This is a genomic window from Mojavia sp. (assembly GCF_059505145.1).
In genome coordinates this window covers 26,201-51,299 of the sequence record NZ_JCACKA010000086.1, presented here as the reverse complement: position 1 = coordinate 51,299, position 25,099 = coordinate 26,201, and the positions used below count along the sequence as shown (strand labels likewise).

Sequence of the window (25,099 nt, the reverse complement as noted above, 5' to 3'; positions counted from 1 at the left end):
GCACAAAGAAACTGGCGATCGCCGCAAGATCAAAGATGAGGCCAGGGCGGATGCAGAAACTCAAGATGGCTAATAGATTAGTGAAAATCCTCTTTCGAGAGGTGAAAGATATTTTTATTGAAATCCTTGAACGTAATCTCTACACAATGGCTTGTATATCTATAATAAAGCGTCTATAACAATCTCAAAATCATGCCTCAGAGAATCTTGAAAGATGTTATTCAATTTTTGGGTCTAATGTGTTTATTAGCAGCTGGAACATTTGGTTTTTACATGGCAATGGTGGCGTACCAGTTGTGTTCGCTTGAAAGTCAATGTCCTATCTTAAGTGCGATCGCGAGTGAGCGGGGAGCTAGCCATTTAGATTAGCTACTCGGTGGGTAACAGTAACTCATTGATCACATTCACGGCTATAGATATGGCGTAGGTGGTATCAGGAGCAAGACAGGAGATTTTGCATTACATTTTGTAGTATAAGAGTAATATAAATAAAACTCTTAATTCTGTCGTGACAAGCTTGTGCCAGCTTGGACTCTATTGCACTAAAAGGAAAGTGAGGATGAAAAAAGTAGCGGTATTTGGCAATACTGGAGGCGGTAAATCAACTCTGAGCAAAAAATTATCCCAAATTACTGGTTTGCCACTTCACGTCTTGGACAAGATTAAATATCAGGCTGGGGGCGCTGAAGTTCCACATGAAGACTACAAGCGTATCCATCAGCAAATTTTAGCTACCGAGCAATGGATTATTGATGGGTTTGGTTGCATGGAAACACTTTGGCCACGGCTTGACGAAGCGGATACTTTAGTTTTTGTCGATCTACCTCTGTATGTGCATTTTTGGTGGGTAACTAAACGATTTATCACAGGTTACTTTCAACCGCCATCAGGCTGGTCTGACAACAGTCCGATATTGAGGAGTTCGCTTACTAGCTACCGCGTACTTTGGTTATGTCACAAATATTTGATGCCAAAATATCGTGGGTATATCGAGCAGGCTCAAAACATCAAAAGTGTTTATCACATTCGCTCGACTAAACAAATTTCGCAATTCTTTGAATTAATTGAGCGCCAGAATTAACGACAGACTCTAATTTTGGGAATCACAACAAATCTATCTTCTAAAATCCCGCCTGTTACATCATCTCTTTTAATATGATGATAAATGTATCTGATTCTTACCTCATCAGGTTGAAATTGAAACTGGTCGGGGTAAATCCCCTTATTTGGAATTAGTTTAAACCCATTGGCGATGATGCTCCGCTCCAGCGTAGGCGATCGCTTAGGTATGAAAATAAATGCAACCATAACCTCTAATAGTTATCTTTCGCAACCCACACCATCCCCATCTCTATCAAACCCGTGCGGATCTGGTGGAACTACTCTAAATCTGCGGTAGGGAATATCAGGGCAATCCAAATCTGCCGAGTTGGGCGGGATGCAAAAATCTGGGTATGAGCGATCACGCTGGTGGATACTTGCTAGTGCCATCGGCTGGACTGGAATTGCAGTAGCCATAACTATTTTGACTTAAAGTAGATAAACATCTACAGACAAAAATCTCCGTCTAATTTTTGTAAACTCTGACTAACGGTGTCACCTTTGGTTGATTGGGATTAGTTAGGTTTAATCGATAAGCAGTTTTTAAGATATCTTCCGTTTTCTCGCCTTTGACTGTAATTATATAATTTGCTGGTCGAGAAGGGTCTTTTTCAAATTTCTCAATTACCTTGTCTTGAATAATTGACACGTCTTTTAACCTCTGTGGTAGCCGAGCATTAGGTTTCCAAAGACATAAAACACCTGTAGAGTTGGGAAATTTTAGTAATTGTAGAGCGTATTTTTGATTATTAACTTGAAAGGAAGATGTCATCAATATTCTAGCTTGATTCTGTGGTGGTATTTGCTGAAATACTTCTTGTGTTCTTTCATGACGACGGCAGTTTCTATCGATAATTGGTTCTCCAGCAAGCGCAGATTTTGATAACGTTGATACACCTATACCGTAAAAACTTAAGCTTGTTAAAGCCAAAGCTATAACTTTAGAGAAATCAAGCATAATTTAAATTCTCAATTTTGGTATCGACGACTGAGTAAAATTTTAGATTGTTCCTAAGCTCGACTTTATCCATTTTCGAGAAGATAAGGGGTTAATGAATGGTTAGGTCTTTTGAGCAATGATATAAACATGATTTTCAGGATATTGGTCATATTCGAGGTGGCGGCATGTGCAGTCATGGTCAGTGAGAATTTGTAGCAAAGTATCTACGCCCAAAGTGCTGTACTCAAAGTCCTGACCTTGAAATGCCCCCGAAATCTCACTTTTTGTATGTCCGCCACCACATGTGAATAGGAGTACTCCCTCCGGTTCAAGAGCATCGCATAACTTTTTCATCACAGGCTCTTGCACATTTAACGGCAGATGAAAAATGCTGTCCCAAGCAGAAATTAAACTATACAGTTTCCCAGGAATCCAACAGCAGATGTCTTCAGTGTAAAATGTAATCTCTGGATGCAGGTGCTTGGCTAAATTTATCATTTCTGGGGAAATATCAAGTCCTTCAACCTGAAATCCATGCTTGGATAAGATGTTGATAAAACGCCCACTGCTTCCACAACCTACATCAATAGCTAAGTGCCTCTTAGAAGTAAATTTGATAGCCCGCTCCAATTGCGCGATCCCGTAGGTTGAATCTTGATGCTCAGTCTGCCACCATTGGGCAATTTGATCATATCGAGCGGCTGTGGCATTTGGATTCATCTTCTCTTCCCATTCAACGCAAAAAGTTTACCTGATTGTGCAATCAAAACATAATTATCAGGGAAACTGGGCGATCGCTTCCGTTCTTAGAGGAAAACACCCTATGCAGGCAATCACGCCTATCAATTGGGAAGCTCCAGGTTCCATGTGACAATTCTGATTAAAAAATGCTTATGGTAAATTTTTAACAGTACTGTCTGCTTATACCACTTCATCAATATCCATACTATGAACATCAAGCGATTGCAGGAACTGAAGCAAAAACTGACGGATGAAGCAGACTTATCCAATATTTGGTTGTTTTACATGGATAATTTTGCGGATAACGGCGTATTGGGGGTGTGATTTATTTCGAGGATATAAAAGTTGGATTAATTGCTGTGTCGGCAGATTATCCTCCTACCAATGCGGTTAAGTATAGGACTTACGCACTGTACAAATTAACCATAATATGTGTAACCGTATTTGGTCGTTTTAGGCGCTTCGCATAACCCTGATGTATTCGCATATTTGCGATCGCTAGGTGCTAAACATGGTTGAAACACCCAAATTGCGTATAGTACTTATGTACGATGCGTAAGTTCTAAAGTATTCGCGTTTTTCTGAGGTACTTGAATTGCCAGCCCCTAATCGCAACGACCTCAATTGAAATCAAGGCAAGGCATGAGAAACTCTCAACAAGTTTAAATACCAGAATGAATTACTCGTACAGAAAAGATAAGGGATTGCTCATATTTTCCGCAAAACCTAAAATGCCGCGATCTCGATATTCGTAGATTAATTGTCCTTGAGAATCAAATAGAAAAGTTGCTCCACGTTGTGTCAAATAAGATGAGTCTGGTACATAAATATTCCAGTTGCTTAAAACTTCGGTCATGTTTCGCAGGCGCAGGGTTGCTAGTTCAAATGGCCGCTGAAAATCTTTTCCTCCAGCCGCTTTGAAAAATGAACCTTTGATGGGTGGTAAAGGTGTACCCCTGACAACTTCTTCATCAGCAATTAACTGCGGTGCTTTTTTATCACCTTTATAACCTCGAAAGACTTCCTTCAGCGTTCCAGGACTACCAATCCCTGCACACATTAGCATTAAATTTAGCAAAGCTTTCTGTGAACTTGATAGCAAAGGAAATTGTATAGACAAACCGCGATAAAGACCTAGAAGACTATGAATTTGGGCTTTTGCATCCACAAACAACCATTCTTCAGGAAAGCCTGTATATTCACAAAACTTAAGTCCAGATTTGTGATCGCCAATTCCAATAGCGCGAATTGTAATTCCTCTGGCTTGGATCTGTTCTTTTTCCCTTTGCAACCACCAAGCGTATTCTAAATTATCAAAATCCCCCAACTGCGACCATATAAGTACGAGTAACTTTGAAGTATGGCTGCAACCATCTAAAATGGGTTTAATCTCGCCATCACTAACCCGCAAGCGTTGAGTTTGGCTCAAAATCGAATAAATGTCTATTGAATCAGAGAATCCGCCATTGCGATTGATGCTTGGAGCGGACGCTTACGGAATGTGGGAACAAAAGCGGACAGCCGAACAGCAAGAATTTGAACAATGGAGAGAAATTGGAATTGATACTGCTTACAAGGACGCAATAGTTGCACCAATTGGTGGGTAACATCCTAATTTGTTCGCAAGTATAGTTTCTTTTTCTAGATGAAATCCTTTTGCTCTGTTGAATGATGCTCAACATAAATTTGTAATTTTTGTAATTAATGAAACAGTCAGAGCATATATCAGCAAAAGTCACCTATAGCTATGTTTTTGCATAAAAACGCTAACCAATATTTAGAGGGTCTTAATGCAAAAATCTGTTGAGCAGCGCATTGAAAGTGTCATCACTCATCTTTTACCAGCGACGGCGATAGAAGACCGATTTGATGAACCAAAAACTTTAGACGAACGGTTAGCGCATCACCACACACCAGGCATCAGTATTGCTGTGATTAATGATTTTGAAATCGAATGGGCGCATGGATTTGGTGTGTGTGAAAATGGAACAAATCATCAAGTTACACCAGACACATTATTTCAAGCAGCTTCCATCAGCAAACCTGTCTTTGCTTTAGCAGTAATGCGTCTGGCACAAGAAGGCTACCTGGATATCGATGAAGATGTCAATACTTATTTAACTTCTTGGCGTGTGCCAAAAGTCAGTGATTGGCAACCTCGGCTCACGTTACGCCAATTGTTGAGTCATACTGCTGGCTTGACGATACATGGTTTTCCTGGTTATCCCAAATCAGCTCTATTGCCAACTTTAATTCAAATTCTCAATGGCGAACCTCCGGCTAATACCGAAAAAGTAGAAATAAATATAATTCCTGGGTTGCATTTTCGCTATTCCGGTGGTGGCATGACAGTTGCTCAACAGGTTTTGGTTGATTTACTAGGGCAACCTTTTCCCAAAATCATGCACGAATTAGTGCTTCAACCTTTGGGCATGGCGAATAGCACTTATCAACAGCCACTGTCGGACGATTGGTTAACTAAGACCGCAACTGCACACTTAGGTTCTGGCATCCCAGTTGAAGGTAAACACTACGTTTATCCGGAAATGGCAGCCGCAGGCTTATGGACAACTCCATCAGATTTAGCCAAACTTGCAGTTGAAATGATGCGAGTATTACATGGTTTTCCTCCTACTGTGTGGAATCAACAGACACTAGAACAAATGTTGCGTCCTCAACAGCCAGAGCAGATACAAGGAGCTAATGAGCAGTTTATCGGATTAGGCAATGGATTATTTGTCGGATTAGGATTCTTTGCAGGTGGTGGAATTGGCGATGGTTTCTACTTTTTTCATAGTGGTCACAATGAAGGATTTGTATCACTAATGCGTGTTTACGCTCATATTGGCAAAGGTGCTATTGTCATGCTTAACTCGAATCAAAGCCAATTGATACCAGAAGTCATGCGAGCGCTTGCACTTGAGTATGACTGGCCTGATGCCTTTGCAAAAGAAAAAACAATTGTTCCTTTGGTACAAGCTGATAGATATTGTGGGTTGTACTCAACTAAGGCAGGGTTGCAGTTTCAAGTCATGAATTTGGACGGAAATTTGTTTGTCCAATGTCAGCAGCAACCACCATTACAGTTCTTTCCTACCTCGGAGCTAGAATTTTTTGCAAAAGCTGTAAATACAAATATTTGTTTTGAGCAAGATGACACAGGCAACATTACAGCTATGACGTTAAACCAAGCAGGTGTTACTAATTTAAGACAACAAGCTGACCAAACTATTCGAGCAGAAAAACAAAAAGGAGATTAACTCGTGAATCTTCCATATACTGGAGGTTGTCAATTAACTCTCTACCTGTGCCATTGCAAAGAATGTCAAAAACAATCATAAGAGTGCTTTTGGAATGTCACTGACCATACCACGGGATGCTTTGGTTATTACTCATTGAGCAATATTTCGCAGTATTTTCCTATTGTTTGATAAGCTCAGAATTTCGCTATTTAGGCCATGTTACGACGCTTACCTCCCAATCTAAGTTTAATAATCATCGGGATCGTGCTGATTACGATTGCCTTTTTCAGTATTTGGTCACTACCATCGCAAGTCGAAAGTAGCCTGAGTCTCTTCTTTGGTAAACTTGGTGGTGCTGATGTGCAAACGGTTGCAACTTACAGACGAATTAGTGCTGATCGTTATTTACTTCAGAGTATTTATATTTTTTCAACTGGTATTATTTTGTTAACGGCTGGATTATTCAAAAATGCAAATCATTAAGTTTGGTATGGAGTTACCAATTGCAGTGCTATCAATATTGGCAGCCAAGATGAGGCAGGATGTGAGAGCCTGATTAAACTAGAGGTATAAGAGTTAGTAGTTTTAAGCAGATGGTAGTTAATAGCGGATTAATTCTGACGCTGTTTGTTTTAATAGCTACGAGTCTAGCTCTTGGCTTTGGCTTTGGCGTGAAAGCTCAACGTTTACCTTTTACAGCAGAAATTGGATTTAGCGAAAAGCAATGGCAATTTCTGCGATGGTGGGTCAAGTTAGCTTTAATTGCTGGAATTTTGTTACCGATATGCTTGTTAGCTCTAGCTTGGAGACAACCATCTTCATGGGTATTCTGGGGCAGTTACCTGTTGATAGTCGTCATACAACTCATCAGTGAACGCGTCTTTAGTAGATGGTTAGTGCCAAGTGTGGTTGTACCCATTGGTTTTTTCTACACAGCTTTTCGGTTATGGCAACTGCTAGGCGGATTTAAGCAATTAACATTTTCCTATTTAACAAGGGTGGGTTTTGGGGTTGTTGTGTTGTTTTGGCTTGCTAACTTAATCATGTTGATGGTGATGGCCATTCCTACAGTTTTTAAAGATTCCGAGTCAATTTCACAATCTTGATTTATGTGAAAAATTTTCCCTGCCTAACCCAAAGCCGCATTTTGGCATAGTTATCTTTCGCAACCCACACCATCCCCATCCCTATCGAAACCATGCGGGTCTGGTGGCATCACTCTAAATCTGCGGTAAGAAATATCAGAACAATTCTAGAACTTACGCATTGACGGAAAATAGAGATTATGCAATTAAGCCCAACTTCTGTGTTAGGTGTTCCAAGATAAAATCACGAGCTACTTGAAGAGATAAATTTCTTTGGAGTTCATACCAATTTTCAATTAACTCTTCTGCCCGCATTAATTCTAATTGTGTAAAAGCTCGAATTGCATTAAAAAAATGAGTATGAACAGCTTCAGTTGTTCTGACCCTTACGGGTTCGCCAGTTGCTTCAAGTCGGGGAACCCGCAAGGGCGCGCTGGCTCACCATGAATCGTTCAATGCCACAAACTTGCTTGATAGCTCTGTGATAGCACTCAATACCCCAATGTATTGAATGTAATTCCTTAAATTCTGTTCTTGAAATTGATTTTAGTGTATCTCCCTCAGCTATAAACATAATGTAATATCTGTAAGTTTCGTTTTTGAAACTTCTCCGAAATACCTTCACTTGGCCAAAGTTTTTCAGATACACGACTAAACTTACTTCTGGAATTTCTAAGTTTTTGACTTGAGTAAAAGTTTTACCATCAACTGAACATGAGCGATTTTTAGCTATTCCAGTTAAAAACCCTAATCCCTTGTTTTTAAAGAACTTCAGGTTCTTTTGACTAGAATACCAAGTATCAGTAGTTACTGTTGTTGGACTTAAACCCCAAGCTAAAACCTCTGCAATCATTTCTCGTAAATAATCATTTTTGGTCTTCCCCTCATCTTTGTTATAAATGCGATAATTTATAGGTACAGACTTAAGAGACAAATCCGTGTAGTACAAGGTAATTAACTGAATTCCTTTGACGGCACGATGATGCCTACCTGAATAAACGTAGTTAATTAGTTGTGTTAATTTTGGATCGCTATGTGGTTTGTCAATTACCGTATCATCTCCACTTAAAGTACCTCCTACTAAATTGATGTTTGGCTTTATCTCTTCAAATAAGTCCTTGGGTTCGTACCGTTCACGTAGCAAAAATCTGTTGACACTATCATGAGACAAATTTTCCATGATGTCTGCTAAACGCGTACAACCTGGATACTTTGATTCTGCCAGTAGAAACAAAGTATAAGTGTTCAGGTCACACTTGGCGGTAGATGGCTTAGTAATCGCTCTAATCGTCCGAACCCTAAATATAGACAGGTAAATTATCTGCTTTTCACGCCTCTAGTAATTAGCGATCGCTTGTTTTTTTCTACATTCTCCTTATGCATTTATTGTCTTTCTTGTCAATGCGTAAGTTCTAAATTCAAGTCTGCCGAGTTGGGTGGTATGCAAAAATCTGGATAAGCGCGCTCACAACAAGCGCACAGTGTCGCAAGTGGCGATCGCCATCTGTAACATTTACGATTTGACAGTTACCACTTATGGTGCGACTTTTTCCCGAAACAGCTTGCCAGCAGAAAACGCAGGCACTTTTGTAGCCCGAATAGTCATTGACTCATTGGTTTTGGGATTACGCCCTGAACGCTTAGAGCGTTCGCGTCGCTCGAATGAGCCAAACCCTACGAGCGTTACCTTCTCACCATTAGCTACAGCTTCGGTCACGACTTCTAAAAAAGCACTGATTACTTCCAATGCTTGCTTTTTTGTAATGTTCGCCTTGGCTGCCACAGCATCTACTAATTCACCTTTATTTATAAATTACCTCGAAGCATTTAAATAAAGGAAATCTAGCATCACTATTTCCTGCCAGAAAAGGGAAAAAAGGAATAAAAATCAAGCAACATACGAAAATTGACAATACACAAACAGCAAAATAGCAATGCTATCTGGGAACATCTGTCAACTTCTGCAAGTTTTTTAAGCAAGGCGATCACTTTGTTTGGATACTAAGCTAATGAGCATTTAAATTGCATAAAATCAGGATAGAGCCGCTTACTACAACCGAATCAGTCTGGAAAAATCAATGAAGATTAGCTTATCCCATGAGCAATCGCCTCCCCCCAGCAACCCAAAAGCTCCTGGGTTTTGGGGCTACTAACTCAAACATGGACTTTTGCATTGATCTGTGGCTGGTTTTTTGCAAGCAAGATGGTTACACACCTGCTAGAATCACAGCGATCGCTTCTTGAGAGTGCTGCTGGAGCAAAGCTTTACTCAAAAGTCGCTTAAGAATATGGAAACTTACGCTTTGTTTGCAATTTCAGATATTGCCCGCTAGAAATTGTCGGATCGCAACAGTATCGGAGTAAAACATCTGGGATTCAATAATTTTACCGCCGCGCATTTTATAAACGCTTGCGACTGGCAAATCGAGTGTTCTGTCGCTACTGACTTCCAAGCCTTTGAGCCGCCAGAGGACGACGACATACTCGCCTGCATTGAGAAACACAGCATCCATCTTTCTTTGTGCTTGCGGTTGGAGATGATTCCAGGTTTGAGCTGCACCTTCAATGTGTTGTTTTGCCCCTTTGAGGCCGTAATGAACACCACCATAAGGTAGTGATGCAGCATCGCGGATGACAATAGAAGGATCGTAAGCGGCAAGCACTCCAGCTACATCGCGTTCTTCAACCGCTTTGAACAAACGACGAGTTGTCTCAATATTATCGATAGACATAGCAATTTCTTCCTTTGATACAAATTGTGGCGTTGCAGCATTTGACAATCGTCAAACTAGTTTTTAACGATTACAGATTCAGTATGCAGAAATCTTTGACCGCTTTGCTTCAATGTTCTTGCGCTCGTCTTCAATGTTCTTGCGGTTCTGGCGGGTTTGTTGTGCGCTGCGAATAAACTTTGGGCGTTACTCCTACAAGCTTTTTAAAATGGTAGGTGAAATGTCCTTGGCTGGCAAAACCAAGGATCTGAGCAATTGTCGCAATTGACAAATCTCCGAGCGCTATCAGTTGTTTAGCTCGTTCAATCCGGCAACGAATTATATATTGATGAGGTGATGTATTGGTTGATTTTTTGAACAAGTGAGCAAAATGATAAGGACTCAATTGCACAATCTTTGCCAAACAAGCCAAGTTAATGTTTTTATCCAGGTTTGCATTCATGAAATCAATCACGGACTTCAATTGTGTTTGAGTCAAGGCGCCTGCAATCGGTTTCATTTGGCGTGAATGAGTTGAATATCGAGCTAAAAGATGGACAACCAGTGCATAGCCCATCGCATCAGCATATAAACTGCTGTTTTCTCTATCAATCTCTAGCGATGTAGAGAGCGCAAAGCCAATCTGTTGTACTAATGGATCAACTAAGGTCGCCAGATGGGGAATCAGTTCTAAGCGATCGCTGCCAAACACCTCATAACCGACTTGAGTCACAAATGACGGTTCTAAAAACAGATTGAAAAACTCAGCTTCTTTGTGCCAACAAAACTGTTGGCTTAGATCAGCCGGATAAATTGCCAAATCTCCTGGGATTGAGTCAACCACCTTGCCTTGTCCATCAACGACTTGCTCCAGTCGCACAGGCTTGCCGACATTCATACAAACGGTATGTCGAGACGATACATGCTCCGGCACCTCACACGGAGGTTGCTGAAAGTGGGCAAAGTGAATGTTTGCCCAATTTGAGCCGTCACTCATTAAAATCGGCGATCTTGGAAGGATTAAAGCCAGCTTGTTTTGAGCAGGAACACTCACTGTTATCTTGATTTCAATTGCTTGCCTAAATTCTATCCAATCACAATATCTCTTGTTCAGCTTGCTTATGATTATTAAGAAATTAAACAATGTAGATAATTATCCGAAGTCTGTTAAAAGCAAATTGATAATCTGACTGTTATGTTAGTTTATCTAAATCATACTGCTATATAAGTCTATTTAATTTTTGCTTGAACAATAAAGCAGCAACACTCAACTGCTAGAATCTTGACGTTTAACGAGCTTTGGTTTGGGAATTGGTTTAGGCGTTGGGGTAGTATTTTCAGGGAGCTTATAATTAGCAACAGCAAGAGCTATCGCCTGCACTTGCATTTGTGTTAAACACTCAGGACAGTTAACCATCGTTTGCAACAGTGCAGGTACACCTTGAAAAACGGGTGCTGAACAATTATTAACTCCTAACCATTTAGCTATAGGGAATACCACAGGGGCATAAACACAATTATTAGGAAGCTCGGTAACTACAGAAGTTATCCATCGGGCAAACATTTGTTGATGATAAGCACTCTGAGAAGTTGGGCTATTAGATATTGCTACCCAATTACTGCCTTCTCGACGTTTCCATTTTTAGTCCTTGAGTTAAGTAATTAATAGCTTCATCTAGATTTTTTTTGTGCAGTAAAACAGGTAGCTAAACCAAAGTAAGTATTACAATTAGGAGCTAAAACTAAAGCTTTTTGATAGTAGTTAATTGCTTCATCGAAATTCGCTTGTTGTTGATAAATATTCCCTAAACCAGTAAAAGATATAGCATCACTTGATTTGGTCAGCCGAAGTCTACAATGGAGCCGTAGACTTTAGCTTGTGAGGTGTAATCAGATGATTGCACTTTAGGGAGAAGTGCAATCGCTCTCGACATGGTGCGTATTTTCGTTGAATTCCAGACGAGTGCCTTTTTTGTTCCTTTTTCAAAGCGTCGAGATCACGTTAAACAAGAGTAACTCCACCAGATAAGATATGTTCAATGCTGCTAACTGATAAGACATTCACACTCGCAGTATTCGTAATCTGCAACCAGCCATTGACATCAGGTTTTCCAATGCTATAGCTGCCAGTACCGAGAACTGGAAGCAGTAAGGTATCGTAGCCTTGACCACCACTTAACTTGGCACTACCGAATCCAAGGTCAAAGGAGTCGTTTCCGTTGCCTGCGCTGATAAAGATATTGGCAACAGCTCCATCTTGATTGGCACTTTCAATCGGATTGTCTTGAGCGTTTAAACCGCTGATTTTCCTTGCTTTGAACAAATCATCACCAGTCCCACCATCAATGCCAACGACATTGACACCATTACCCTCGATTCCTACAGTAGTGCCGTAGCCTATAATTTGGTCATTGCCGTTACCTGCGCTGATACGACCTGTACCTGTATTGGAGATGCCGACTCCACGCCCGTTTGAGCCAGGCTTACCTATTCCGCCAATACCGATTCCCGTCAGGACATCGTTTCCATTGCCAGCACTCAGTTCGGAGGTGTTAGCAATACCTATACCTTCACCACCAGGGCCTACAAAATTGCCCTCAAATCCATTATCCTGCGCTCCTTTGCCTCCTGTGCCAATACCAGAAATTAAATCATCTTCTGAACCACCACTGATGCTGCCCGTGTTGGAGATGCCGATTCCATCTCCACCAACGTTAGTACGATCACCTAAGATGTAACTTACTTGAACGCCTGTTCCAGTCCCGACAATAGAGTCTTTTCCTGCATTCCCATCAATCTTGCCCGTGTTGGAGATGCCGATTCCATCTCCACCTGTACCACCAAAGATGTCATCACCGCCAGTGCCAGTGCCCATGAGTGAATCATTTCCCGTACCGCCACTGATACTACCACTGCTTAAAATTCCAATGCCATCTCCCCCATAAAATTCTCCTATGCCGATGCCTTTGATATTGTCGCTGCCTGCATCTCCACTAATCTTGCCTTGATTTGAGATACCTATACCTTTAGTGTCACCACCCTGACCTGTGCCTGTGATCGTATCATTTCCTCCTCCAGCACTGATGATGCCTGTGGTAGTGTTAAGGATGCCGATTCCTGGCGCATAGTACTTAGGGGCACCGCCGCCATTACCTGTGCCTGTGATCGTATCGTTGCCCGAACCAGTCTCTATGGTACCGCTATTGTCAATACCAACTCCGTTTGAAAAACCAAAACCACCCTCACCTTCACCAAGGATAGTGTCATTTTCCAAGCCAGTCTTTATCGTACCGCTATTGAAAATACCAGTTCCGCTTGAAGAACCAGCAGCGTCACCCTTACCAATGATGGTGTCGTTTCCCAAACCAGTCTCTATGGTACCGCTATTGAAAATACCAGTTCCGCTTAAAGGGCCAGAACTCCAACCATTACCTGTGCCTGTGATCGTATCATTTCCCGAACCAGTCTTGATGGTGCCGCTATTAGAAATACCAGTTCCCTTTGAAGAATAAGAACCCCGACCTTCACCATTGATAGTGTCGTCTCCCGAACGAGTATCAATGATGCCATTGGTTAAAACTTGAATACCAATAAATTCAATGTCGTTTTGTTGATAATCGACATTCTCGTCAATACCTTGAATTAGGTCGGCATTATCTGTACCGATAATATTGGGAGGAATTTTCAGTTTACTCATACGAATTCATCCTTATATTTGATGTCCTGTAAAGCTTGAACAAAAATTTCAAAACATGAGCCAAAGCGATTCCATTTTTACGACTGAACTTTAGTGAATAATGCTCAACACGGATGTCAACCCTTCAGATTTCCACCGAGTACAACCAGTCAGATGATTGCCTCGCCCGCCCAAAAAAGCCTTAGATTTTTCTTGATCGTTACCCATACTACTGTAGAAGTACCTTGCTATAAAATTCCTCCTACTTGATGAATTCAAAACTTATTATTTTTTGAGATTTAAATGAGGTTCACAAGTTGAGACAAACAGCTAGACAAATTCACACTGCTCATCTGACTTTTTGCCTCTATTGTGTTATCAATTCGATAATTAGATTTTTCGCGTAGATTTCAAACTATTACAAAAGTTCATATACTCGGCGGAAAATAAATTTATTAGTATTTGATCATGTAATTGTATATTTAATAACTTACTTAAAAACGTAGTTAGAAAAGTTTCTGGTATTTATCTAATTAAGCTTGAAGTAGTTGAGCAGAGTAAATTTCAATCAATTCAGGTTTTTTAATTTCGCCAATCAGCTAACTGTGTTACTAAAAAATAGCGCACATGGTCAACGAAAGAAGCTCCCCATTTATGAGTGCCATGTCCCATGCCAGGAACTACATAACAAGCACCATCACCAAAACACTTGGCACATTCAATAGCATCTTGTTTGCTGACAAGCCCGTCGTTAGCACCAACCAGAAAGCGAACTCGACGTGTCGGCTGAACCCGCTCAATATAAGTCATTGGGTTGCAGGCATTACTATGTTCGTCAGGGTATTTGAGATTATTGGCTAACTGTAAGATCTTAACTAAAGGTTTGATTTCTGGTTTGACTCGCTGCAAAATTACTTCTGCTAGTCCACCAAAGGGTGAAGCTGCTAATTCTGGTAAAAACCAGTGTCCCCAACTTTGAGCAAAAGATTGAAGATTAGCATGACCAATTGTTCCCAGCAGTCGCTCTCCAAGACCATTAGCATTAAAGGCATAGGCTGCTTGTAAAACTCCCATACTGACTCCAAACAAAGCCAAACGACTATCACTGATGCCGTAGCGTTCACAGCAGAAGTTACGTATTCTAGCAATGTCAACTGCAATCTGTTGAAAGATATGCAGCAGTAGCTTAGTGTCAAAGCAGACATCCCGCTCAATCAATGGTTTAATCTCATTTTCTACTACAGCGGTGAAACTACGTACTAGGCTACGCTCACCGGACAAAGGTGTATCGAATAAAGCTACAGCTATCCCCATCTGTGTCAAAGTTGGCACAATGAAGGCGTTCCAGCCATAAGGGGCACACATCCCTTGTAAACCAATTACCAGAGGCGTATGCTCTACAGGTCGATTCTGTGGTAAAAACACAGCAACAGGAAAGCCACTTAATCGCTCATCAATATCAGCTATCCCAGTATAAGCAAAAGGCTCGTAAAACCAGTAGCGATCGCCATTCACCCCTTCAAAATTAATTACATCTGGGCCGTAGATAGGCATGGTAGATAAATATTACAAGAGTTAGTGAAGTTAATTCTAAAAGATTAGTTTTGATAAATTGATTGCGATTGCCCCGCAAGGTGCAATGGATGGAATGAATTGTTGGGTTGGCAAGGCGATCGCGCTCTTGTCAAAGATGCAATCGCACTCAGACTGGTATAACAATTCAACAGGTTTGTTCATCAATGCCATCTCCCCTTGGGGCTAAGGGAAATGGCACCAAGAGTGTGCGCTATTTGTTGAGGTAAGCTGTTCTTGATCTGAGGGAGCGCTATATGTGCGTTTTTACTTGTGAGCGGTGAGGAACATTGCAAGCTGTAGCATTGTGCCATGAACTACGGCTGGTGTTGGGTACATTAGCTGTGAGTACCACTTCTCCTTTATTATTCACCGACCACCCACTTGCTTCTACAATACGTTCTGGCATATTGCTAATTGGCTTAGTAATAACGGATTGCTCGTTGCGTAGGCGTAGCCCGCCTTTAGCATCGCCTCTTGGTTTGAGCGATACCCAACCTACTTCTACTCCATCAGGAGCCGCAACATCTTTCGTAGGATTGGAAGGTAAACCACCGCGTCCGGTGATGACAAAACTGCTTTGAGCATAACCCGCAGAATCGCAGACTTGGGCTACTTCAGTGTCTACTTGTATTGTGGGTAGCTCCACTAAGCCACTGTTGGGGTCGATACCAGGTGTGTTGAGTTCTATTGTGCCGTTAAATTGAGGACTTGCTCCTGTTGCAGTGATGTCGCTTTTTGGAGTCGATGTATTGCGACGCTGAATCCCAAAGATTCCTTGAGCGCTGATTTCGACATTTCCACCACGAGAGTCAGCAGAATTGGCACTAATATCACTATCCTCGTTAGGAACAACAATGATAAAGCCATCTAGTGCATCAATAGCGATGTTGCCACCAGGTATGCCAGGGCCTTTGGCATTGGTGGTGATAGAACTTTGATTGCGTAATAATAACCAGGGGGAGCGCACAAAAATATTTCCGCCACCTCCTGTAGTGTCAGCAGTAATTTTGGCATTGTTATTTAAATATACAGAGTTAGCATGAATTTTTAAGTCACCCGCACGCCCTGAGCCTGTACTACTGACAGTTATTTTCGCCCCATTCTCAACTGCTAATTTTCCTGTTGTCAGCGTCAAATCACCACCTGCTCCTTGTCCTGTTGTCTCAGCAGTAATTAGCGAGCCATCACCAGTGAGGGTAATAGATTCAGGGGCTGTGACATTCAGGATTCCTCCTTGACCACTACCTGAGCTAGCAGCTGATACCGTTGCTCCTTGGGTGAAGTTTACAGCTAAGGTTTTCCTGTTACCATTGGGTTGAATTGTCAAGTTTCCACTTGGTGCAAGTCCTGTCGTTCCAGCTTCTAAGCTGCTGCCTTCTGTAAGGTTCAATTGTGTAGCTTGCACAGTTAGATTACCACCACTAGCTGCGGCATTAACAGAATTAGTAGCTGCTGAAACTTGCATTCCATTAGCAATAGTGAGATTTTCGGTATTAAAAAACAAATTTCCAGCTTGCCCACTAGCAGTAACTTCAGATGCGGCGGCTAAAGTGCCATTACCACTGAAAGTGATGGACTCAGGTGCAAAGACTTTAAGATTTCCTCCATAACCACTACCTGAAGTTGAAACTGATATCTGCGCTCTGTCAAAGAAATTAGCCATTAAGCTTTGTTCTTGCCCATTAGGTTGGAGAGTTATATTTCCAGCCGAACCTATATTAGTTGTCTGAGCAAATAAACCACTTGAAGAGCCACTTAATCGGATTTGTGAGACATTTGCTGTAATGTTGCCTGCATTCCCTTGACTAAAAGCATTTGTAACTATTTGTCCACCAGTAATTTCAAGGGTGTTTACGTCAACTGTGATATCTCCCCCATCAAAGTCACTTCTGCTTATAGCACTCAAAACTGCTCCATCTAATATATATAACGCACCTGTGCGTACTGTTATATTACCGCCCTTACCACTAGCTCCTTCATCAGTATTTGTAAACAATCCACTAGAGAATTGTTCTACACTATTAACCCCAGAAATAGTAACAGAATCTTTTGCTTCAATTTGAATATTTCCAGCATTTTTGCTTCCTTGGGTTACGGCTATAAATTCAGCACCGTCAGTAAGAGAAATTGATCGCGCCTGAATTTGGATATCACCTCCCTTACCCCCGCCTTGTGTGCCGCTCTTGATGAAACTATTTACGAAAAAAACATCCCCATTTGCTTGAATAAAGACGTTGCCAGCATTCCCCTCTCCAAAGGTGCTGTTAACAATTTCACTCTCATTCTCAAAAAAACGTTACCGCCTGCTTGAATAGAGACGTTGCCAACATTCTTCTGACCAGTGGTAGAGTTTGCGATACTAGTACTATCTATAAAAGAAACGTTACCGCCTGCTTGAATGGAGATGTTGCCAGCATCTCCTTGCTCAACGAGACCCTTTCCAGTAGCATCTCTTCCTTCAACTGAACTCTCAATCAGGGTACTTGTTTATTAACGTTAGAGTTAATAGGCAAAATGCCATCCGAGCTAATTTGAGCGATTGCACAATTCGCACCAGAAATGCTGGCACACATTGCAATACCTAAGACACTGCCCCAATGATTTAACCTGCAACCAAACATTGCAATACTCCACGAATAGTAATAGAGCTTAGTCAATCACAAATTATGTTAATAGTTATTTAATACTTAACAATTAGATATAACTTGTGTCTGTAAAAAATCTGGTATTCTTCTAAGCTAGCATCAGTAAATTCTATTAGTTTATTAACTCGAAACATGAAAACATTCCTGTGTATGATTAACAATTTAAATAACGTTACAGTCAGGTTAATTTATATTAATAAAAAAATGAAAAATCGATGGATAACGGTACGGCATATTTGGCTGGCTTAAAACTTTGGCAATCGCAATAATTGGCATGATAAAACTGGCTATTATTAACACAATTAATAAAAGATATCCAATAACTACAATACATAACAATATAGATATAAATAAATATATGTAAAAGGTTACGTGAAAATTTAAAGCTTCTTTAGCATTTTCTTTAACTACTGTATCTTTACTAATTAACAAAATTGCAATTGGTATTCCAATCGAAACTATTGTAGAGCTAAAAAATATTGCTCCATGACTTAGAGCAGATAAGATTTTGCGTTGCGTCAGGTCTTCCATTTGATTATTATTTTTATTAGCTAGGTGTTTTAGAGATACAAAATATTTTGACAATTCTACAAATATTTGAGTATTAAATTGGGTTTGAAAGTATAGACCCAGCAGCCTTAACTAAAAGTATTAAATAACGCGATTAAACTTTATAAAAGTATTCTCTTCATTAGACGTTATACATATCCATGTACTATGACATCAATTCAAAACTCAGATTTTTCGTGAAAATCCCAAATTTTTACAAAAGTTCATAAAGCCGCAGATGTTACTGCGATCGCACTGGACGGAAGCGCAAAGTCAAATCAATTCAATTCAAAAAATGGTCATGAAATTGACCCCAAGGGAATCGCACGACAATGGCTGAAGGAAGAACAGGAACAACGCAAGCACACAATTCAACATTTTGAGGATTGACAACATGAGTGCAACATACCAAAAACTTCTTCACTCTTGGGCCACCCTTGCACCTGACGAATGCCAAACAACTAATCACGATTTTAAATTTAAAGTCCGAATCCTACCAGCAGTAGAAAAGTGTGAATCAACCGATGCTTGGCGGTTGATTACTACTGAAAACTTTGCTTGGCGCTTAGAAAATGGACAGGGCTTTACTCTACAACAACTCAATTTCATCTTGCTGACCATTATCAACCACTGCGCAGCTCGACACTCCAGCATTGGATTCACTTTTGGTGAACAGGGAGCTACTGCGGTTATCTGCAATGGGCTGAAGTCTCAGCCTCATCCTCACCCAGCGATGTCTGCGACAAGCCGCTTACGCGTCTACGCAGCATTGGACGCATACATCCAGCTATTGGAGTTTTAGCAATATGAAAGCACTGTCCGTCAGGCAACCTTGGGCTTATGCAATTATTTACGCCCACAAAGATATCGAAAACCGAGGCTGGCCCATCCACGCCTTATGTAGACAAGAGCAATGCGATGCAAGTGAGATGGCAGGGCATTGAAGCTGGGCAAGCGCTTGGAAGGAAACACAAGAATAAGAAAATGTTTTCAGGCGGATATTCTCTATCTTGTAAGGGTTTTAGCTATTTAACAGCCAATTAAAATAATTTTCTTTTCTCCTCTGGCACTTTCCTCTCCCTCTGCTGATTTCATGAAGATTTAACGCTTGAACGCCTTGCTCCCTCCACCTCTTTGTTTTTGCTTAAGTTGACACCAATGGCTAGATAATTCCTATTCTCAAGTTTTGTAAATATTTCAGCTTTCTACGAAAAATCTGAGTTCTGAATTGATGTCATAATACACACATATATAACTCTACCAGAAAGGAAACCTATGTAAATTTTGATTGCATTTTTTCAGATAATTTTATGCGCCTATTTGTTAAATAATAAATAGCTATTAACTTTATTTGTGATTGGCTAAACTTCGGGGCTGCTATTAGCACTGAAAGCTTACAGTATTTGATTTGGATTCTACTTGTACTTCTTAGAATGCTGACTGAATATTGCAGTGCCCATCAATTTTATCTAACATATATTACTGTTTTAAACCTGACAAATGCTACCAGAAATTTTGGAATAGACAGCTTTGAATTCAGTTTTAAGTTTTTTGAGAACTACAAGTTAACTTCTGAGTCTGCTGACTTTATCCTTAACCCCCAATTTATACTCAAATTTTTGGAGATTTTTCTGGGTATTTTGTATCTCTAAATGATGTCGCTAAAAAGAATAGTGGAATGGAAGACCTTACGTAATTAGGGGAAACACATCTAAGTTACTCTTGTTTGCTACCGAGGTCGCGCATTGACGGCAGGGCATTTTATTTGGTTTAGATCTCCCATACTAGAGCAAGGTAAACTTATGGGTAATAATAAAGTCAAAAAATTACTGACAGTAGGTGTAGTTTCTTTGTCTTGCTGATAAATATTTGGGCTGGAACTAAAAAGTTCACAATTGGTGGAGGTGGCTTACTCTCGGAGATTGAGTTAGACTGGCTGGCCTATGAACTTAGTGACTGGTTAAGTCTGCAACTCATTCAAGAAAAATAAGTAGCTTGGCTTAAATATTTATCGTTGAGGCAAAGCTCCCGGAGGCATTGCGGTGGATGGGTTCCCCGTTTCCAATCATGAATTTAGTAGTTAACAAACTACTAGGGGTAGTCGGAAACTATGGCATCAGAAATGATGAGCGAAGGCAGATCGACAAGCGGCGAAAATAAAACAGACTGAATTTGTTTATATCGTCGTGAAAGGTGGCTAGGCAGTACAACACAATCACGTTACATCTAACTCAAATGACAATTATGGGTTTTATAGTTTCCCTGCTTGCAAGCTTAGTGGCGATTCTGGTTTACTTTAGCTCCAGTAGCATATCCAGTGAGCGCAGTCGTCTAATTATACGTGGTATTACCATACTCATCGCTAGTATTGCTGGCTTAGTTACAGTGTTTCGAGTTTTAGCAATCGTTCCTCCAGGTAACGTCGGTGTTATCAACTTTTTTGGTGAGGTATCTGATGATGTATTAGACCCTGGCATTCATATTGTTAATCCATTTGCTAAAGTTTTAAATTTCTCAACTCGGCTTAAGGATGTCAAAGAAAATGTAGATTCTACTTCTCAAGAAGGTTTGAGCTTGAATCTTGATGTTGGTCTTCAGTACAAACTTGACCCTAAAAAAGCTGCAACAGTATATAAAAATATTGGTACAGATGAAACTCAGTTAGTTATTTCACGCTTTCGTTCAACTATACGTGCTATCACTGCGAAGTATCCGGCTACTGAGATTTATTCAAGCAAACGGGAAGAAATTGCTCAAAAACTTGACGAACAGCTAACCCAACAGTTACCACCGTTAGGTTTTGTTGTCGAGGAAACACTATTGCGAAACGTCAAAATGCCACCAGAGCTTCAGGCAGCGATTCAAAATAAACTCAAAGCTGAACAAGAAAGTCAGCAGATGAAGTTTATTCTTGAGAAAGAGCGCCAGGAATCCCAGCGCAAGCGCATTGAAGCTCAAGGTATTGCCGACTCACAAAAGATAATTTCCAGTGGATTAAGCACTCAAGTATTGCAGCTACGAGCAATTGAAGCCACTCAAAAACTTGCCCAATCTCAAAACTCTAAAATCATTATTGTCGGTTCTGGGCAGGGAGGGATGCCAATTCTTCTTCAGCCAGATACAAGCTCTGTAAAGCGTTAATCATAAGGGTTTGATGCAGTTAACAGTTAAAGGATTCCTCAGTACCCTAACCAGTGATCAGCGATGGGGGGTAATGGTGGAGTTTGATGAGGTGGAACCGGAAAAATTTGGTCGGTTGGTTGCGGCTGCTCCTGATTGGGTGCAGTGGATGGGTTAATTTGTTGACGACTTTCAGTTGCTCCCAAAAGCACAAACACGCCCTAGCATCACCTTTGCTGTCGGGTCAATTTGTCTTGCTATTGACCAAAACAATAGGATACCAGCCTCGCCCAACTATTTCTTTAGCCTTTTTAAACTCTATAAGTAGAACGGTGCAAATAAACCGAAGTATGTAACGAAAAGTAAAGTTACCTAAAACCCTCTTCCCTTTTGCCTTCTGCCCTCTGCCTCCTGCCTTGTCATAACGACAATTTTTAACATCGACCTACTTATCTGCGCTGTGACCTTTGGCGATCGCACTTTGTGGGAGAGTAATTGAAATCGGGTGCTAAAGGTAACGAGCAATGCTGGACTGGTGGGAGAAGAATTTTGCAACCCTAGAACTGGGCGATCGCCGATTGAATGAGCGCGCAATGTTGATAGGCTACGCTCTAAGCCAAGGATTTGGGAAAGCGCTGTCAGAAATCTTCAACAGTGGAACAATGCTGAAGAGAGCCTATGAGTTTTTGCCAACCCAAAAGTACAATTTTCCAGCGTGATTGAACCGCACTGCCAAATGACGGCGGAGACTGTTGCAGAACACAAGGTGGTGCTGTGCATTGGAGACACGACTTTTCAAGGGTTATGGCAGTATTGAGGCGAAAAAAGAAGGTTACGGCCCAATTGGTAAGGGAGGAAACGGTCTAATATTGCACAGTGCTTTGGCTATAGAACCGCAGAATGGTCAATCCTTGGGCTTGTTGTGGCAAAAACTATGGAATCGGGAGCCAAAGCCGAAACCACTACAAGATGAAACCCCAACGCAGAAGAAACAACGACAAGTAGCAGCTCGTAAAGAAGCCCGAAATCACCCGCTTGAACAGAAAGAATCTTATAAGTGGGTAGAAGCACTCACTTGGGTTGAAAACCTTGTAAGTCAGCAAACACGAGTGATCCATGTTTTCGACTCCTGTTGGTGATATCACAGAAGTTTTTGATAAAACTCGTCAACTTCAACACACTGGAGTTCTGGTTCGCGCGGCTCATAACCGCAGTTTAGATTCCAATAGTGAACATCTGTGGTCGAAGCTAAAAGCACAACCCATTAGTTTTGAACAAAAAATCGAATTACCAGCGACTCAAAAGCGTCCAGAACGCCAAACAAAACTGGCTATCAGATTCTGTGCTGTTAATCTCCGTATTCCTTACCGTTTTGATAATCGTGACCCGCTAGCTGTGTATGCTGTATATGCCACAGAAATTGATTGCCCCGAAGGTGAAACCCCTGTTGAGTGGATATTGCTTACTACAGAAGTTGTTGCAGATATCGAGACAGCTTCAATGGTTTTGCGCTGGTACTCTTATCGCTGGCGTGTCGAAGAATACCATAAAATTTTCTTTTTCGGGATGTCAGGTAGAAAAATACAGGCTTGCTGCTGATGGGATGAAGACTCTTATCGGTTTCTTGAGTGTCATTGCTGTTGAACTGTTGCAATTAACTTATCTCCACCGCACTCAGCCCGATTCTCCGGCAACTAAAATTCTCAATCCCCTTGAACTCAAGATTTTAAAAGCTAAGTCCCCTAAATTTCCCAAAGTGCTAACAGTTAGTTGGGCAGTTGAAGCCGTTGCTCGGCTTGGTGGCTATCTCGAACATCGACGTAAAACGCCCATTGGTATCCAAGTACTGTGGCGAGGTTGGTTAAAATTGCACGACCTTTGTGAAGGCTGGCAGCTTGCAAATGAAACTTAACGGGAAAAGTCAGATCCATAAATGGAGGGGTTTAGTGGGCGATAAGGAATTTAACGGCAGTTTCAAAGAGTTTATTCACTTTCTTGCGATCAGATTGCAGGGATACAGGAGGCAACAATTTTCAAGATTTTTTCCCCCTTACCCCCTCCCTGCCTCTGCACCCCTGCTTAAATTGGTCAGATGAAGTCTGCAATGAAGTCGTAGGCTTTAGTTTGTAAAGTGCCTAAGAAGCACAATCGCTCTCGACACGGTGCGTATTTCTCGTCCAATTCCAGACGAGCGCTTTGTTGTGCCTGTTTCAACTCATCTAACTGACGTTCAAAAGAGTAACTCCACCAGATAAGATATGTTCAATGCTGCTAACTGATAAGACATTCACACTCGCAGTATTCGTAATCTGCAACCAGCCATTGACATCAGGTTTTCCAATCGTGTAAGTACCTTTAGCGAGAATCGGAAGGATTAAAGTATCGTAGTCTTGACCACCACTCAACTTGGCAGTTCCGAATCCAACGTCAAAGATATCCTTTCCTTTGCCTCCACTGATGAAGATACTGGAAACAGATCCATTTTGATTGGCACTTTCGATGGGATTGTTTTTAGCGTCTAAACCGCTGATTTTCCTTGCTTTGAACAAATCATCACCAACTCCACCATCAATGCCAACGACATTGACACCATTGCCCTCGATTCCCACGCTTGTGCCGTAGCCAAGAATTTGGTCATTGCCGTTACCTGCACTGATGCGCCCGGCAGTATTGGAGATGCCGACTCCATGCCCGTTTGCCCCATAACCCCCTTTTCCACCAATACCGATTCCCGTCAAGACATCGCTTCCATCGCCACCACCCAGGTCGGAGGTGTTAGCAATACCTATACCATCGCCACCGATGCCGCCGCTGTTGCTTCCTTTGCCAATACCAGTAATTAAATCATCTTCTGAACCACCACTGATACTGCCAGTGTTTTGGATACCGATTCCTTTGCCGCCGTTCCCAGGGCCATCACCGCCTGTTCCAGTCCCAATAATATCGTCTTTCCCTGCATTCCCATTAATCTTGCCTGTATTAGAGATGCCGATTCCCTGACCACCTACGCCACCATAGACAATAGTATTACCACTACCAGTGCCGATGAGTGAGTCATTTCCCGTACCACCATCAACACTACCACTGCTTAAGATCCCAATCCCATCTCCTGAATACATCCCTCCTGTACCGATGCCTTTGATATTATCGTTGCCTGCATCTGTACTAATCTTGCCTTGATTTGAGATACCTATACCTTTACTGTCATCGTTATCGCTACCGCCCTCACCTGTGCCTGTAATCGTATCATTTCCTAACCCAGCACTAATAATACCTGTAGTACTGTTGAAGATGCCGATTCCTGGATAGATGTATTTAGGGAAACTAGCGCCTTCACCTGTGCCTGCGATCGTATCATTTCCTAAACCAGTCTTTATAGTGCCGTCATTAGAGATACCAATTGCACTAGAATAAAACCCCTGACCTTCACCAGTGATCGTGTCGTTTCCTAAACGAGTATCAATAATGCCATTAATTAAAACTTCAATACCGATGCTAGGTATACCACCCTTATCAACTCCCTGAACAAGGTCGGACTGATTTGTACCGATAATATTAGGAGGAACTATCAGTTTACTCATACGAATTCATCCTTATATTTAATGTTGTGTAAAGCTTGAGCAAAAGTTTCAAAATATCAGCTACACCTATTCCACTTTGATGAAATACAGGTTTACCAAATGAAGAAATTTGACTCATAGACTTTTTTACTTC

27 protein-coding genes and 2 pseudogenes are annotated in these 25,099 nt (G+C 41.2%); 12 read left to right on the top strand and 17 right to left on the bottom strand.

Annotated elements, in window-relative coordinates; all coding sequences use genetic code 11:
• The first annotated feature begins 192 nt into the window (after window positions 1-192).
• Window positions 193-369: a hypothetical protein gene (locus AC5JL8_RS25440; RefSeq protein WP_495882457.1), complete on the top strand. Its 177-nt coding sequence runs from the start codon at window positions 193-195 to the stop codon at window positions 367-369.
• A 190-nt stretch (window positions 370-559) separates the two neighbouring features.
• A complete protein-coding gene (locus AC5JL8_RS25435) occupies window positions 560-1,081 on the top strand; it encodes a P-loop NTPase family protein (RefSeq protein ID WP_495882456.1) in 522 nt (173 codons plus the stop codon).
• Here the strand turns inward: AC5JL8_RS25435 and AC5JL8_RS25430 are convergent.
• From AC5JL8_RS25430 to AC5JL8_RS25410, 5 genes are all read right to left on the bottom strand, one after another.
• Window positions 1,078-1,308 carry a hypothetical protein gene (locus AC5JL8_RS25430; protein WP_495882455.1) on the bottom strand — a complete coding sequence of 77 codons (231 nt, stop codon included), beginning with the start codon at window positions 1,306-1,308 and terminating at the stop codon, window positions 1,078-1,080. The genes AC5JL8_RS25435 and AC5JL8_RS25430 overlap by 4 nt on opposite strands.
• A gap of 12 nt (window positions 1,309-1,320) precedes the next feature.
• Window positions 1,321-1,518 carry a hypothetical protein gene (locus AC5JL8_RS25425; RefSeq protein WP_495882454.1) on the bottom strand — a complete coding sequence of 66 codons (198 nt, stop codon included), beginning with the start codon at window positions 1,516-1,518 and terminating at the stop codon, window positions 1,321-1,323.
• A 49-nt stretch (window positions 1,519-1,567) separates the two neighbouring features.
• Window positions 1,568-2,059: a hypothetical protein gene (locus tag AC5JL8_RS25420; RefSeq protein WP_495882453.1), complete on the bottom strand. Its 492-nt coding sequence runs from the start codon at window positions 2,057-2,059 to the stop codon at window positions 1,568-1,570.
• A gap of 102 nt (window positions 2,060-2,161) precedes the next feature.
• Window positions 2,162-2,761 (bottom strand): class I SAM-dependent methyltransferase, encoded by a 600-nt coding sequence (locus AC5JL8_RS25415; RefSeq protein ID WP_495882452.1) that lies wholly within the window; start codon window positions 2,759-2,761, stop codon window positions 2,162-2,164.
• Window positions 2,762-3,461: 700 nt separating this feature from the next.
• Window positions 3,462-4,211, bottom strand: coding sequence for a peroxiredoxin-like family protein (locus AC5JL8_RS25410; RefSeq protein ID WP_495882451.1), 750 nt, complete (start codon window positions 4,209-4,211; stop codon window positions 3,462-3,464).
• A gap of 10 nt (window positions 4,212-4,221) precedes the next feature.
• On the opposite strand from AC5JL8_RS25410, the gene AC5JL8_RS25405 reads away from it, so the two are divergent.
• The 4 genes from AC5JL8_RS25405 (at window position 4,222) to AC5JL8_RS25390 (ending at window position 7,130) form a co-directional block, all read left to right on the top strand.
• Window positions 4,222-4,389: a hypothetical protein gene (locus AC5JL8_RS25405; protein ID WP_495882450.1), complete on the top strand. Its 168-nt coding sequence runs from the start codon at window positions 4,222-4,224 to the stop codon at window positions 4,387-4,389.
• 183 nt (window positions 4,390-4,572) lie between these two features.
• The gene (locus AC5JL8_RS25400) at window positions 4,573-6,042 is read left to right on the top strand and encodes a serine hydrolase (protein ID WP_495882449.1); all 1,470 of its coding nucleotides are present in this window, start codon (window positions 4,573-4,575) and stop codon (window positions 6,040-6,042) included.
• 198 nt (window positions 6,043-6,240) lie between these two features.
• Window positions 6,241-6,507 (top strand): hypothetical protein, encoded by a 267-nt coding sequence (locus tag AC5JL8_RS25395; RefSeq protein WP_495882448.1) that lies wholly within the window; start codon window positions 6,241-6,243, stop codon window positions 6,505-6,507.
• Between the two features lie 110 nt (window positions 6,508-6,617).
• Window positions 6,618-7,130 (top strand): hypothetical protein, encoded by a 513-nt coding sequence (locus AC5JL8_RS25390; protein ID WP_495882447.1) that lies wholly within the window; start codon window positions 6,618-6,620, stop codon window positions 7,128-7,130.
• A 177-nt stretch (window positions 7,131-7,307) separates the two neighbouring features.
• Here the strand turns inward: AC5JL8_RS25390 and AC5JL8_RS25385 are convergent.
• Together AC5JL8_RS25385 and AC5JL8_RS25380 are read right to left on the bottom strand one after the other, a co-directional pair.
• Window positions 7,308-8,397, bottom strand: a pseudogene (locus tag AC5JL8_RS25385) (IS701 family transposase).
• Window positions 8,398-8,643: 246 nt separating this feature from the next.
• The gene (locus AC5JL8_RS25380) at window positions 8,644-8,919 is read right to left on the bottom strand and encodes an HU family DNA-binding protein (RefSeq protein ID WP_495882470.1); all 276 of its coding nucleotides are present in this window, start codon (window positions 8,917-8,919) and stop codon (window positions 8,644-8,646) included.
• 287 nt (window positions 8,920-9,206) lie between these two features.
• Here AC5JL8_RS25380 and AC5JL8_RS25375 point away from each other — a divergent pair, with 287 nt between their 5' ends.
• A complete protein-coding gene (locus AC5JL8_RS25375) occupies window positions 9,207-9,353 on the top strand; it encodes a hypothetical protein (protein WP_495882446.1) in 147 nt (48 codons plus the stop codon).
• 71 nt (window positions 9,354-9,424) lie between these two features.
• On the opposite strand, the gene AC5JL8_RS25370 is transcribed toward AC5JL8_RS25375, so the two are convergent.
• From AC5JL8_RS25370 to AC5JL8_RS25330, 9 genes are all read right to left on the bottom strand, one after another.
• Window positions 9,425-9,841 carry a nuclear transport factor 2 family protein gene (locus AC5JL8_RS25370; protein WP_495882445.1) on the bottom strand — a complete coding sequence of 139 codons (417 nt, stop codon included), beginning with the start codon at window positions 9,839-9,841 and terminating at the stop codon, window positions 9,425-9,427.
• Between the two features lie 130 nt (window positions 9,842-9,971).
• On the bottom strand, window positions 9,972-10,874 hold the full coding sequence (locus tag AC5JL8_RS25365) for a helix-turn-helix transcriptional regulator (protein ID WP_495882444.1): 903 nt from the start codon (window positions 10,872-10,874) through the stop codon (window positions 9,972-9,974).
• 213 nt (window positions 10,875-11,087) lie between these two features.
• Complete coding sequence (locus tag AC5JL8_RS25360) at window positions 11,088-11,384, bottom strand: hypothetical protein (RefSeq protein ID WP_495882443.1); 297 nt, start codon at window positions 11,382-11,384, stop codon at window positions 11,088-11,090.
• 107 nt (window positions 11,385-11,491) lie between these two features.
• Window positions 11,492-11,644 (bottom strand): tetratricopeptide repeat protein, encoded by a 153-nt coding sequence (locus tag AC5JL8_RS25355; RefSeq protein ID WP_495882469.1) that lies wholly within the window; start codon window positions 11,642-11,644, stop codon window positions 11,492-11,494.
• 178 nt (window positions 11,645-11,822) lie between these two features.
• Window positions 11,823-13,517 carry a beta strand repeat-containing protein gene (locus AC5JL8_RS25350; RefSeq protein ID WP_495882442.1) on the bottom strand — a complete coding sequence of 565 codons (1,695 nt, stop codon included), beginning with the start codon at window positions 13,515-13,517 and terminating at the stop codon, window positions 11,823-11,825.
• A gap of 561 nt (window positions 13,518-14,078) precedes the next feature.
• Window positions 14,079-15,050, bottom strand: a complete 972-nt coding sequence (locus AC5JL8_RS25345; RefSeq protein ID WP_495882441.1) for an alpha/beta hydrolase family protein — start codon at window positions 15,048-15,050, stop codon at window positions 14,079-14,081.
• A 36-nt stretch (window positions 15,051-15,086) separates the two neighbouring features.
• On the bottom strand, window positions 15,087-15,233 hold the full coding sequence (locus AC5JL8_RS25340; RefSeq protein WP_495882440.1) for a hypothetical protein: 147 nt from the start codon (window positions 15,231-15,233) through the stop codon (window positions 15,087-15,089).
• A gap of 88 nt (window positions 15,234-15,321) precedes the next feature.
• Window positions 15,322-17,067 (bottom strand): hypothetical protein, encoded by a 1,746-nt coding sequence (locus tag AC5JL8_RS25335; RefSeq protein WP_495882439.1) that lies wholly within the window; start codon window positions 17,065-17,067, stop codon window positions 15,322-15,324.
• Window positions 17,068-17,899: 832 nt separating this feature from the next.
• Window positions 17,900-18,247, bottom strand: a complete 348-nt coding sequence (locus AC5JL8_RS25330) for a DUF4870 domain-containing protein (protein ID WP_495882438.1) — start codon at window positions 18,245-18,247, stop codon at window positions 17,900-17,902.
• 412 nt (window positions 18,248-18,659) lie between these two features.
• On the opposite strand from AC5JL8_RS25330, the gene AC5JL8_RS25325 reads away from it, so the two are divergent.
• From AC5JL8_RS25325 to AC5JL8_RS25305, 5 genes and pseudogenes are all read left to right on the top strand, one after another.
• The gene (locus AC5JL8_RS25325) at window positions 18,660-19,067 is read left to right on the top strand and encodes a hypothetical protein (protein WP_495882437.1); all 408 of its coding nucleotides are present in this window, start codon (window positions 18,660-18,662) and stop codon (window positions 19,065-19,067) included.
• 4 nt (window positions 19,068-19,071) lie between these two features.
• Window positions 19,072-19,209, top strand: a complete 138-nt coding sequence (locus tag AC5JL8_RS25320) for a hypothetical protein (RefSeq protein WP_495882436.1) — start codon at window positions 19,072-19,074, stop codon at window positions 19,207-19,209.
• A 1,300-nt stretch (window positions 19,210-20,509) separates the two neighbouring features.
• On the top strand, window positions 20,510-21,406 hold the full coding sequence (locus AC5JL8_RS25315; protein ID WP_495882468.1) for a prohibitin family protein: 897 nt from the start codon (window positions 20,510-20,512) through the stop codon (window positions 21,404-21,406).
• A gap of 13 nt (window positions 21,407-21,419) precedes the next feature.
• The gene (locus AC5JL8_RS25310) at window positions 21,420-21,563 is read left to right on the top strand and encodes a hypothetical protein (protein ID WP_495882435.1); all 144 of its coding nucleotides are present in this window, start codon (window positions 21,420-21,422) and stop codon (window positions 21,561-21,563) included.
• 346 nt (window positions 21,564-21,909) lie between these two features.
• Window positions 21,910-23,297, top strand: a pseudogene (locus tag AC5JL8_RS25305) (IS4 family transposase).
• 307 nt (window positions 23,298-23,604) lie between these two features.
• On the opposite strand, the gene AC5JL8_RS25300 reads toward AC5JL8_RS25305, so the two are convergent.
• On the bottom strand, window positions 23,605-24,966 hold the full coding sequence (locus AC5JL8_RS25300; RefSeq protein WP_495882434.1) for a hypothetical protein: 1,362 nt from the start codon (window positions 24,964-24,966) through the stop codon (window positions 23,605-23,607).
• Between the last annotated feature and the right edge of the window lie 133 nt (window positions 24,967-25,099).

What these genes read in the sequence shown, in the direction of transcription:
- AC5JL8_RS25315 (WP_495882468.1), top strand. Translation starts at nt 20,510, where the DNA reads ATGGGTTTTATAGTTTCCCTGCTTGCAAGCTTAGTGGCGATTCTGGTT.
- AC5JL8_RS25415 (WP_495882452.1), bottom strand. Translation starts at nt 2,761, where the DNA reads ATGAATCCAAATGCCACAGCCGCTCGATATGATCAAATTGCCCAATGG.
- AC5JL8_RS25370 (WP_495882445.1), bottom strand. Translation starts at nt 9,841, where the DNA reads ATGTCTATCGATAATATTGAGACAACTCGTCGTTTGTTCAAAGCGGTT.
- AC5JL8_RS25390 (WP_495882447.1), top strand. Translation starts at nt 6,618, where the DNA reads ATGGTAGTTAATAGCGGATTAATTCTGACGCTGTTTGTTTTAATAGCT.
- AC5JL8_RS25360 (WP_495882443.1), bottom strand. Translation starts at nt 11,384, where the DNA reads ATGTTTGCCCGATGGATAACTTCTGTAGTTACCGAGCTTCCTAATAAT.
- AC5JL8_RS25325 (WP_495882437.1), top strand. Translation starts at nt 18,660, where the DNA reads ATGAGTGCAACATACCAAAAACTTCTTCACTCTTGGGCCACCCTTGCA.
- AC5JL8_RS25425 (WP_495882454.1), bottom strand. Translation starts at nt 1,518, where the DNA reads ATGGCTACTGCAATTCCAGTCCAGCCGATGGCACTAGCAAGTATCCAC.
- AC5JL8_RS25330 (WP_495882438.1), bottom strand. Translation starts at nt 18,247, where the DNA reads ATGGAAGACCTGACGCAACGCAAAATCTTATCTGCTCTAAGTCATGGA.
- AC5JL8_RS25310 (WP_495882435.1), top strand. Translation starts at nt 21,420, where the DNA reads ATGCAGTTAACAGTTAAAGGATTCCTCAGTACCCTAACCAGTGATCAG.
- AC5JL8_RS25395 (WP_495882448.1), top strand. Translation starts at nt 6,241, where the DNA reads ATGTTACGACGCTTACCTCCCAATCTAAGTTTAATAATCATCGGGATC.
- AC5JL8_RS25400 (WP_495882449.1), top strand. Translation starts at nt 4,573, where the DNA reads ATGCAAAAATCTGTTGAGCAGCGCATTGAAAGTGTCATCACTCATCTT.
- AC5JL8_RS25350 (WP_495882442.1), bottom strand. Translation starts at nt 13,517, where the DNA reads ATGAGTAAACTGAAAATTCCTCCCAATATTATCGGTACAGATAATGCC.
- AC5JL8_RS25300 (WP_495882434.1), bottom strand. Translation starts at nt 24,966, where the DNA reads ATGAGTAAACTGATAGTTCCTCCTAATATTATCGGTACAAATCAGTCC.
- AC5JL8_RS25345 (WP_495882441.1), bottom strand. Translation starts at nt 15,050, where the DNA reads ATGCCTATCTACGGCCCAGATGTAATTAATTTTGAAGGGGTGAATGGC.
- AC5JL8_RS25320 (WP_495882436.1), top strand. Translation starts at nt 19,072, where the DNA reads ATGAAAGCACTGTCCGTCAGGCAACCTTGGGCTTATGCAATTATTTAC.
- AC5JL8_RS25440 (WP_495882457.1), top strand. Translation starts at nt 193, where the DNA reads ATGCCTCAGAGAATCTTGAAAGATGTTATTCAATTTTTGGGTCTAATG.
- AC5JL8_RS25420 (WP_495882453.1), bottom strand. Translation starts at nt 2,059, where the DNA reads ATGCTTGATTTCTCTAAAGTTATAGCTTTGGCTTTAACAAGCTTAAGT.
- AC5JL8_RS25430 (WP_495882455.1), bottom strand. Translation starts at nt 1,308, where the DNA reads ATGGTTGCATTTATTTTCATACCTAAGCGATCGCCTACGCTGGAGCGG.
- AC5JL8_RS25375 (WP_495882446.1), top strand. Translation starts at nt 9,207, where the DNA reads ATGAGCAATCGCCTCCCCCCAGCAACCCAAAAGCTCCTGGGTTTTGGG.
- AC5JL8_RS25340 (WP_495882440.1), bottom strand. Translation starts at nt 15,233, where the DNA reads ATGAACAAACCTGTTGAATTGTTATACCAGTCTGAGTGCGATTGCATC.
- AC5JL8_RS25435 (WP_495882456.1), top strand. Translation starts at nt 560, where the DNA reads ATGAAAAAAGTAGCGGTATTTGGCAATACTGGAGGCGGTAAATCAACT.
- AC5JL8_RS25405 (WP_495882450.1), top strand. Translation starts at nt 4,222, where the DNA reads ATGTCTATTGAATCAGAGAATCCGCCATTGCGATTGATGCTTGGAGCG.